This is a genomic window from Dietzia sp. SLG310A2-38A2, assembly GCF_014145095.1.
Classification (GTDB): Bacteria; Actinomycetota; Actinomycetes; order Mycobacteriales; family Mycobacteriaceae; genus Dietzia.
This window is the reverse complement of sequence record NZ_JAALDX010000210.1, coordinates 4853-12798: the sequence shown is the minus strand read 5'-3', so window position 1 is coordinate 12798 and position 7946 is coordinate 4853. Positions and strand designations below refer to the sequence as shown.

8 protein-coding genes and 2 pseudogenes are annotated in these 7946 nt (G+C 70.0%); 2 read left to right on the top strand and 8 right to left on the bottom strand.

Going from position 1 to position 7946, the window contains the following annotated elements:
* The 3 genes and pseudogenes from G6027_RS08020 to G6027_RS08010 all read right to left on the bottom strand — a co-directional run.
* A pseudogene (locus G6027_RS08020) lies at positions 1-128 on the bottom strand (DUF1990 family protein); the annotation flags it as partial.
* Between the two features lie 29 nt (positions 129-157).
* Positions 158-715, bottom strand: a complete 558-nt coding sequence (gene pth, locus G6027_RS08015; protein ID WP_187702717.1) for an aminoacyl-tRNA hydrolase — start codon at positions 713-715, stop codon at positions 158-160.
* A 150-nt stretch (positions 716-865) separates the two neighbouring features.
* Positions 866-1762 (bottom strand): LysR family transcriptional regulator ArgP, encoded by an 897-nt coding sequence (locus tag G6027_RS08010; protein ID WP_182636714.1) that lies wholly within the window; start codon positions 1760-1762, stop codon positions 866-868.
* A 91-nt stretch (positions 1763-1853) separates the two neighbouring features.
* Here G6027_RS08010 and G6027_RS08005 point away from each other — a divergent pair, with 91 nt between their 5' ends.
* Positions 1854-2447 carry a LysE family transporter gene (locus tag G6027_RS08005; protein WP_187702716.1) on the top strand — a complete coding sequence of 198 codons (594 nt, stop codon included), beginning with the start codon at positions 1854-1856 and terminating at the stop codon, positions 2445-2447.
* A 139-nt stretch (positions 2448-2586) separates the two neighbouring features.
* Here G6027_RS08005 and G6027_RS08000 read toward each other — a convergent pair whose 3' ends face one another.
* The 5 genes and pseudogenes from G6027_RS08000 to G6027_RS07980 form a co-directional block, all read right to left on the bottom strand.
* On the bottom strand, positions 2587-3219 hold the full coding sequence (locus tag G6027_RS08000; RefSeq protein WP_182636712.1) for a 50S ribosomal protein L25/general stress protein Ctc: 633 nt from the start codon (positions 3217-3219) through the stop codon (positions 2587-2589).
* A gap of 234 nt (positions 3220-3453) precedes the next feature.
* Positions 3454-3813 carry an arsenate reductase (glutaredoxin) gene (gene arsC / locus G6027_RS07995; RefSeq protein ID WP_182636711.1) on the bottom strand — a complete coding sequence of 120 codons (360 nt, stop codon included), beginning with the start codon at positions 3811-3813 and terminating at the stop codon, positions 3454-3456.
* A gap of 1 nt (position 3814) precedes the next feature.
* Positions 3815-4786, bottom strand: a pseudogene (locus G6027_RS07990) (ribose-phosphate diphosphokinase); the annotation flags it as partial.
* Between the two features lie 23 nt (positions 4787-4809).
* Complete coding sequence (gene glmU, locus G6027_RS07985) at positions 4810-6270, bottom strand: bifunctional UDP-N-acetylglucosamine diphosphorylase/glucosamine-1-phosphate N-acetyltransferase GlmU (RefSeq protein ID WP_182636710.1); 1461 nt, start codon at positions 6268-6270, stop codon at positions 4810-4812.
* A gap of 132 nt (positions 6271-6402) precedes the next feature.
* Positions 6403-7014 carry an NAD(P)H-dependent oxidoreductase gene (locus G6027_RS07980; RefSeq protein WP_182636709.1) on the bottom strand — a complete coding sequence of 204 codons (612 nt, stop codon included), beginning with the start codon at positions 7012-7014 and terminating at the stop codon, positions 6403-6405.
* A 110-nt stretch (positions 7015-7124) separates the two neighbouring features.
* Here G6027_RS07980 and G6027_RS18705 point away from each other — a divergent pair.
* A partial coding sequence (locus tag G6027_RS18705; protein ID WP_277612320.1) for a thiamine pyrophosphate-binding protein occupies positions 7125-7946 on the top strand: 822 nt, incomplete at its 3' end.

Sequence of the window (7946 nt, the reverse complement as noted above, 5' to 3'; positions counted from 1 at the left end):
GTGCGGCGGGGCGTGGCGGGACCGTCGGTGACGACGACGAGGCCGGCGCGACGATGCATGTCCCAGTTGATCAGTGCGCGGCTTGCGCGGTCGTACAGATCCCGCCCGCTGCCCAGGACTGCCTCGCGCGTGAACCGGCGCGTGCGTCCTGCCCGGCTCACGCGGAGTGGACCTGGTTCTGGGCGGTCTCCAGTCCGTGCGTGAGAAGCAGTTCGACGGCGTCGGCCGCGTCCTGGACCAGGAACGGCACGTCGGGTTGCTCGAGCTTGGAGAAGCGCTTGAGCACGTAGTCCGCCACCGCCATGCGACCCGGCGGCCGGCCGACCCCCGCGCGGACGCGGATGTAGTCGCGGGTGCCGAGGGCACTGGTCACCGAGCGCAGGCCGTTGTGTCCGCCCTCGCCTCCGCCACGTTTGAGGCGGACCTGACCGAAGTCGATGTCGATTTCGTCGTGCACCACGATCACGTCGGTGGGTGCGACGGAGAAGTACTTGGCGACCGCCGCGACGGGGCCCCCGGACAGGTTCATGTAGCTGCGCGGACGGGTCAGGATCACGGCCTGGTCGGCGATCCGCGTCTGGGCGACCTCGCAGTTGGTCCGCTTGTGCGTGGAGAAGCTCGCGGGCATGGGCAGGGCGCGGGAGGCGAGCTCGACCAGCACGTCCCAGCCGATGTTGTGGCGGGTGCCGTCGTAGTCGGGACCGGGGTTGGCCAGGCCCACGACGAGTCTGGGGCCGGGGGCGTCAGCGGTACTCACGGACTCATGGTCCCAGACCGGGTCGGTCGCCGGTCCGTCGGTCGCCGCTTCGCGATGGCCTGTGCTCCCGCTCGCACCGCGCACTGCGCACTGCTCCCGCTCGCGCCGTCAGGCCTGCAGCTCCGCCCGGGCGGTCTCGACCACCGCAGCGGTCAGGGCGTCCAGGTCGGGGGACTGGAGTCTCCAGTGTTGCCAGAACAGTGGGATGTCAAGGGGGTGGTCGGGGGAGACCTGGGCGAGCTCGCCGGAGACCAGCCACGGTGTGGCCAGCCGCTCGGGGACCAGGCCCCAGCCCAACCCGGCGGCGATGGCCCGGACGTGGTCGTGTGAGCTGGGCACGAAGTGGCGGGGTCCCGTCGGTTCGCGGCGGGCCAGCCGTCGGTAGTGGTGGTTCTGGTGGGCGTCGCTGCGGTCGAAGTCGACGATGGGGGCTCGGCCCAGCGCGGTAGTGGGCGAGCCGTCCCGCAGGTGCCGGGCCACGAACCCGGGACTGGCGCAGGCGAGGTATCGCATCGACCCCAGGGGAAGTGACCGGCATCCCTGGACGGGTCGGGACTCGCTGGTCACCGCCGCCATCACCTCACCCCGGCGGAGGAGCTGGGAGGACAGCGACTCGTCCTCGCGGCGGAGGTCAAAGACCACCCGGCCGGAGGAGTGGACCTCGGTCATGGCGTCGAGGAACCAGGTGGCCAGCGAGTCGGAGTTGCACGCCACCGCCAGGACCACATGACCCGTCGGGGAGTCCGCTCCGTCGAACTCGCGGGACAGGGACTCCTCCAGGTGGAGCATCTGACGTGCGGTCCGGAGCACCGTCTCGCCGGAGTCGGTCGCCGTGATCGGGCGGTCCCGGCGGACCAGGATGCGGCCGGCCGAGTCCTCCAGCGCCCGGATGCGCTGGGACACCGCCGACTGCGTGACGTGGAGGTGGGCGGCTGCCGCGTCGAACGAACCGAGGTCCACGACGGCCACGAGGGTGCGCAGCTGGTCCAGGTGAAGTGCGTGCATAAGTAGCGGTAATACTAACGAAGAAACCGTAGTTGAGCTACAGCTGGCGCGCCCCTAGCGTGAAGACGTGACCACCACCTCCACGCTTCTCATGGGCGCCGGCATGGGCCTCGGGCTCATCGCCGCCGTCGGCGCACAGAACGCCTACGTCCTCCAGCGCTCGATCCGGGGCGACGTCGCGATGGTCCCGATCGTGATGTTCTGCGTGCTGTCCGAGGCGGTCCTGATCCTGCTCGGCGTGGCGGGGGTCGGGGCGCTGGTCGAGTCCGCGCCCGCCGCCATCACGGTGATGAAGTGGTTCGGGGTGGTGTTCCTGCTGGCCTACGGCGCCTTTGCCGCCTCCCGCGCCCTCCGCTCCGGCAGCGGGCTGCAGGTGGACGGCGACGCACGGATCCCCTCGACCCTGGGCGCGGTCGCGGCGTGCGCAGCGTTCACCTGGCTCAACCCCCACGCCTACCTCGACAGCGTGGTCTTCCTGGGGACTCTCGCCAACCAGCAGGCGGGGGACCTCCGCTGGGTGTTCGCGGCCGGGGCGTTCCTCGCCGGCACGGCATGGTTCGCGTTGATCGGCTTCGGTGGCAGGGCCCTGCGTGGGGTGTTTGCCAGGCCCGGGGCGTGGCGGGTGCTGGACGCGGGGATCGCCGTGATGATGGTCGTTTTGGCCGTCGGCCTCATCCGCGGTTAGGTCTCATCAACGGTGAGGACCAGCCGGCCGGAGCGTGCGGATGTTGGGGGTCCGGAAACGACCGCGGGCCCGCTCCGACACAGTGGTCGGAAGCGGGCCCGCGAAGGGGTCGCCGCAGCTCAGGCCGCGGCGCGGGGGATCACGCCTCTTCGGCGGCCTGAGCGGCGTCCTCGGCGGCCTCACCCTGGGGGGCCGCCTCCTCCTCGGACTCGAGGTCGGCCTCGGACGGCGCCTCGATCACGTTGACGATCAGCGTCTCGAAATCGGAGATCAGGGTGCTGCCGGCGGGGAGCTCGATGTCGGCGGCGGTGATCTGGAGCCCTGCCTCGGCGTCCTCGACCGAGACCTCCAGGCCCTCGGGCAGGAGGGTGGCGTCGGCCTCGATCTCGACGTAGCTGGCGTCCTGGGTCACGAGGGTGCCCGGGGCGGCGTCGCCGACGACCGTGACGGAGACCTCGACCGTGACCTTCTCGCCCTTGCGCACGACGAGCAGGTCGGTGTGCTCGATGACGCGGGTCAGCGGGTGCACGTCGATCTGCTTGGGCAGCGCGAGCTGCTCCTCGCCCTCGATGTCCAGCGTGAGCAGCGAGTTGGTGCCGTGCGCACGCAGCACCGCGGCGAACTCCAGGGTGTTGAGCAGGAGGTGGCGCGGCTCGGTGTGGTGGCCGTAGAGCACCGCGGGGACCTGGCCCTCGCGACGGGCGCGGCGGGCGGAGCCCTTGCCGAACTCGGTGCGGATGGAGGTCTTGAGGTTGTTGATTTCCTTGGCCATGGTGAACCTTCTGTCGGTGGGGAGCGCGCGTGCGCTCTGCGGGCTGAGACCTCCCCGGCGACCGAGACGATCGCCCGGGGCGGCCCACCGGGGACCACACCGACAATGATCGCGTCGATAACGGAGTGGCCCGCGCAGGGCCCTCCCTCGCCGAGATGACCCGATCAGCCTAGCGGCGCGGAGCCCGGCCCCCAAATCACGCCGGGCCCCGGGTCACGCCGGGCCCCGCAGGCGTCAGAGGATCTCCTCGACGGCGGAGGTGGGCCGCGCCAGGCGGGTGCCCTTACCCGTGACGACGAAGGGCCGCTCGATGAGCCGGGGGTGCGCCACCATCGCCTCGAGCAGTTCCTCGTCCGAGGCCTCGAGCAGGCCCAGGTCGGTGAACTCGGTCTCCTTGACCCGCACGGCCTGCCGCACCGTCAGCCCGGCATCGGAGATGAGGGTGCGGAGCTCGGCGACCGTAGGCGGGGTGTCGAGGTACTTGACCACCGTCGGCTCGACTCCCCGCTCGCGCAGCAGGTCGAGCGCCTGCCGGGACTTCGAGCAGCGCGGGTTGTGATAGATGGTGGCGCGCCCCGCGGCGTCCGCCGTCATGTCAGGCGTTCCCGTTGAACAGGCTGGTCACCGAGCCGTTCTCGAAGACCTCGTGGATGGTCCGGGCCAGCAGCGGCGCGATGGACAGCACGGTGAGGTTGTCGAACCGCTTCTCCGGCGGGATCGGCAGCGTGTCGGTGGTGATGACCTCCTTGGCCCCGCACGTGGCCAGCCGCTCGGCGGCGGGGTCGGAGAAGATGCCGTGGGTGCAGGCGATGATCACGTCGCCGGCACCGGCGTCCTTGAGGACCTTGACGGCGCCGGCGATGGTGCCGCCGGTGTCGATCATGTCGTCCATCAGCACACAGGTGCGTCCCTCGACGTCACCTACGACGCGGTTGGACTTGACCTGGTTGGGCACGTTGGGGTCGCGGGTCTTGTGGACGAAGGCCAGGGGCGCGCCGTCGAGGGCGTCAGCCCACTTCTCGCCCACCTTGACGCGGCCGGCGTCGGGGGAGACCACGCAGATGTTGTCCGTCCCGTAGTGCTCACGCACGTAATCCGACAGCTGGCCCTGGGCGTGCATGTGGTCGACCGGGCCGTCGAAGAAGCCCTGGATCTGGTCGGTGTGCAGGTCCACCGTGATGATGCGGTCCGCGCCCGCGGTCTTGAGCAGGTCCGCGATCAGGCGGGCCGAGATGGGCTCGCGGCCACGGTGCTTCTTGTCCTGGCGCGCGTACGGATAGAACGGCAGCACGGCCGTGATGCGCTTGGCGCTACCGCGCTTGAGCGCGTCGATCATGATGAGCTGCTCCATGATCCACTTGTTCACCGGCGCCGGGGCGCTCTGGAGCACGAACGCGTCGCAACCGCGGACGGACTGCTCGAAGCGGACGAAGATCTCGCCGTTGGCGAAGTCGCGTGCGGTCTGGGGGGTGACCTCGATCCCCAGCTCGGCGGCGACCTGCTCCGATAGTTCGGGGTGCGCGCGCCCCGCGAAAAACATCAGGTTCTTCTGGTTGTCGATCCACTCGCTCACTCGGTGAGTCCGTCCTTCTAGGAGTCGTTCCGGGTACGTAGGGCGGCCTCGGCCGAGCCGGAATCCGGTCGGTTCTCGATCACCCAGTCGTCGATGTTCCTCTGTCGTCCGCCGGACACAGCCAGGGCCCCGGGCGGGACGTCGTTCTTGATCACGGTACCCGCGCCCGAATAGGCCCCGTCTCCGACGGTCACCGGTGCGATGAACATGGTGTCCGAACCGGTGCGGCAGTGATCGCCGATCACTGTACGGTTCTTGTTCACCCCGTCGTAATTGACGAAGACGCTGGATGCCCCGATATTGGTGTGCTCCCCGATGGTCGCGTCGCCCACATAGGTCAGGTGCGGGACCTTGGTGTGCGCCCCGATCGTCGACTTCTTGACCTCCACGAAGGTGCCGATCTTGCTGCGCTCGCCCAGCTCCGCCTGCGGTCGCAGGTAGGCGAACGGGCCGACCTCGGCCCCGGGCCCGACGCTGGCGCCGACGGCATGGGTGCGCACGACGGTCGCGCCCTCGCCCACCGTGGTGTCCTGCAGGGTGGTGTCCGGCCCGACGGTCGCGCCGTCGCCGATCTCCGTGGAGCCGGTGAGGTGGGTTCCCGGCAGGACGGTCACGTCCCGGCCGATGCGGACGTCCACGTCGATCCAGGTGCTGCCCGGATCGACGATCGTCGCGCCGGCGCGCATGGCCTTCTCGCACAGGCGGCGGTTCATCTCGGCGGCCAGCCCGGCCAGCTGGACGCGGTCGTTGACCCCGGCCACCAGGTCGGCGTCCTCGATGCGGTGGCCGCGGATGAGCCCGTTGGACTGACGGGCCAGCTGGATCACGTCGGTGAGGTACAGCTCGCCCTGCGAGTTGTCGGTGCCCAGCTCGCCCAACTTCTCCCGCAGGACGCCGGCGTCGAAGGCGTAGATGCCGGAGTTGACCTCGTCGATCGCCCGCTCGTCGTCCGAGGCGTCCTTGTGCTCGACGATCCGCAGCACCTCGCCGTCGTCGTTCCGCACGATCCGTCCGTACCCGGTGGGATCGGGGGCCGTGGAGGTCAGGATGGTGACCGCCGCGCGCGGCCGGAGGTCGTGGCGCGTGACCACCTCGCGGAGGGTGTCGGCGTCGAGCAGGGGGATGTCAGAGGTGGTGACCAGCACCGTTCCCGAGAAGTCCGCGGGCAGGGCGGCTATGCCGGCGGCCACCGCGTCGCCCGTGCCGTTCTGCTGTTCCTGCACCGCGGTGGTCACCGGGACACCCAGGTCGACGGCGAGCTCGGCGACCGCGGCCCCGACCTGCTCACGCTGATGGCCCACCACCACGACGATCTGCTCCGGGCGGATCCCGGCCGCGGCGTGCAGCGCGTGCCCGAGCATGGTCCGCCCACACACCCGGTGCAGCATCTTGGGGGTCGCGCTCTTCATCCGAGTGCCGGAACCGGCGGCCAGGACGATGACAGCGGTCTGCGAGCGGTCGGTGTCGGGTGTCGTCATCAAGTCTCCTCGGGCGGCGTGGGGTGCCGCACTGCTGGGCGGTCGATACTCGTCCGGCGGGCGGACATCACTGAAGGATAAAGGGTGCGACCAACGGTGAGGCCCCGGTTGCCGAGGAGACCGCTCGGGAAGTCAGACCGCCGGGTACTGCGCTGAGCGGAGGAGCCGCGCCAGGTGGGCCGCGTTGGCGGACAGCGTGGAGATGGTCGCGGAGACCGCGGACGGGGTCTCGTCGAGATCCTTGTAGTCCTTGGGATTCATTGCCTCGTGGTTCCAGTACGTGCACCCCTGGGCCGGGATGGTGAACCCGATGTCGTTGAGCCCCTGGAACGTGTCGGCCACGATCTTGTGCGCGCCGTCCTCGTTTCCCACCACGGCCGACACGGCGACCTTGCCGAACATGGCGGGCCGCCCCTGCTCGTCGGTCGCCGACAACTGTCCGTCCAGGCGTTCCAGTACTCGCTGCGCGATGCTCGACATGTGTCCCACCCAGGTGGGCGTCGCAAGGATCAGCACGTCGGACGCCCGGATCTTGTCGAGGATCTGCGGCCACTGGTCGCCGTCCCCCATGTCGTCGTCAACCCCTGGCCGCACGTCGTAGTCGGCCACCCGGACGGTCTCGCCCTCGATCCCGTGGGTGCCCAACTCGTCGAGGACCTGTCGGGCGATGTGGTCGCTACTCGACTCGGCCGGGGACGCATTGAGCGAACACACCAGCGCAACTGCCTTCAGTGAGGTCTCCATGCCGCGCACGCTAGGTGGCCTCCACCTGGTGGACAACCGGTGGAGGCTCATCGGTGCGGCCCCTACGGTGGGGCCCACCATCAGTGCCGTCAATCGGAGAGGGGACTTAGATGACCCACGACAAGACGGTGGCCGACCTCGTCGTCGAACGACTGGTCGCCTGGGATGTGGAACGGATCTACGGATATGCGGGGGACGGAAACAACCCGCTGCTCGGCGCGCTGCAGCGCGCCGACGTGGCACCGCGGTTCATGCGGGCGCGGCACGAGGAGTCGGCGGCGTTCATGGCGGTGGCCGACGCCAAGTACTCGGGTGGGGTGGGGGTGGTCAACTCCACGCAGGGCCCGGGTGCCGTGCACCTGCTCAACGGCCTGTACGACGCCAAGCTGGACAGCGTGCCGGTGGTGGCGCTGGTGGCGCAGCAGCACACGAGCGTGCTCGGTTCCGACTATCAGCAGGAGATCGACCTGAGCAGCGTGTTCGCCGACGTGGCCGGGCCCTTCATGCAGACCGTCCTCACGCCCGAGCAGCTGCCCATGGTGATCGACCGGGCGTTCCGCGCCGCCCTGACGCACCGGACCCCCGTCGTCGTGGTCCTTCCCCACGACGTCCAGAACGCGCCCGCACCCGACCTGGGTGACGACCTCGGCCAGGAGCACGGCGTGGTGGTCACCGCACCGGAATGGACGCACGGGGTGGTCTCGCCGCGCGAGGACGACGTGGCGCGCGCGGTCGACGTGCTGGACGCGGGGGAGCGCGTGGCCATCCTGGCCGGGCGCGGTATGGCCGGGGCCCGGCAGGAACTGATGGACCTGGCCGAACTCCTCGACGCCGGGGTGACGATGAGCCTCCTGGGCAAACCGTACGTCGACGAGTCCCACCCTCTGGTGGGTGGGACGATGGGGCACCTGGGGACGACGGCGAGCGCGCGC

What these genes read in the sequence shown, in the direction of transcription:
- G6027_RS08010 (WP_182636714.1), bottom strand. Translation starts at nt 1,762, where the DNA reads ATGCACGCACTTCACCTGGACCAGCTGCGCACCCTCGTGGCCGTCGTG.
- G6027_RS08005 (WP_187702716.1), top strand. Translation starts at nt 1,854, where the DNA reads ATGGGCGCCGGCATGGGCCTCGGGCTCATCGCCGCCGTCGGCGCACAG.
- G6027_RS08000 (WP_182636712.1), bottom strand. Translation starts at nt 3,219, where the DNA reads ATGGCCAAGGAAATCAACAACCTCAAGACCTCCATCCGCACCGAGTTC.
- arsC (WP_182636711.1), bottom strand. Translation starts at nt 3,813, where the DNA reads ATGACGGCGGACGCCGCGGGGCGCGCCACCATCTATCACAACCCGCGC.
- glmU (WP_182636710.1), bottom strand. Translation starts at nt 6,270, where the DNA reads ATGACGACACCCGACACCGACCGCTCGCAGACCGCTGTCATCGTCCTG.
- G6027_RS07980 (WP_182636709.1), bottom strand. Translation starts at nt 7,014, where the DNA reads ATGGAGACCTCACTGAAGGCAGTTGCGCTGGTGTGTTCGCTCAATGCG.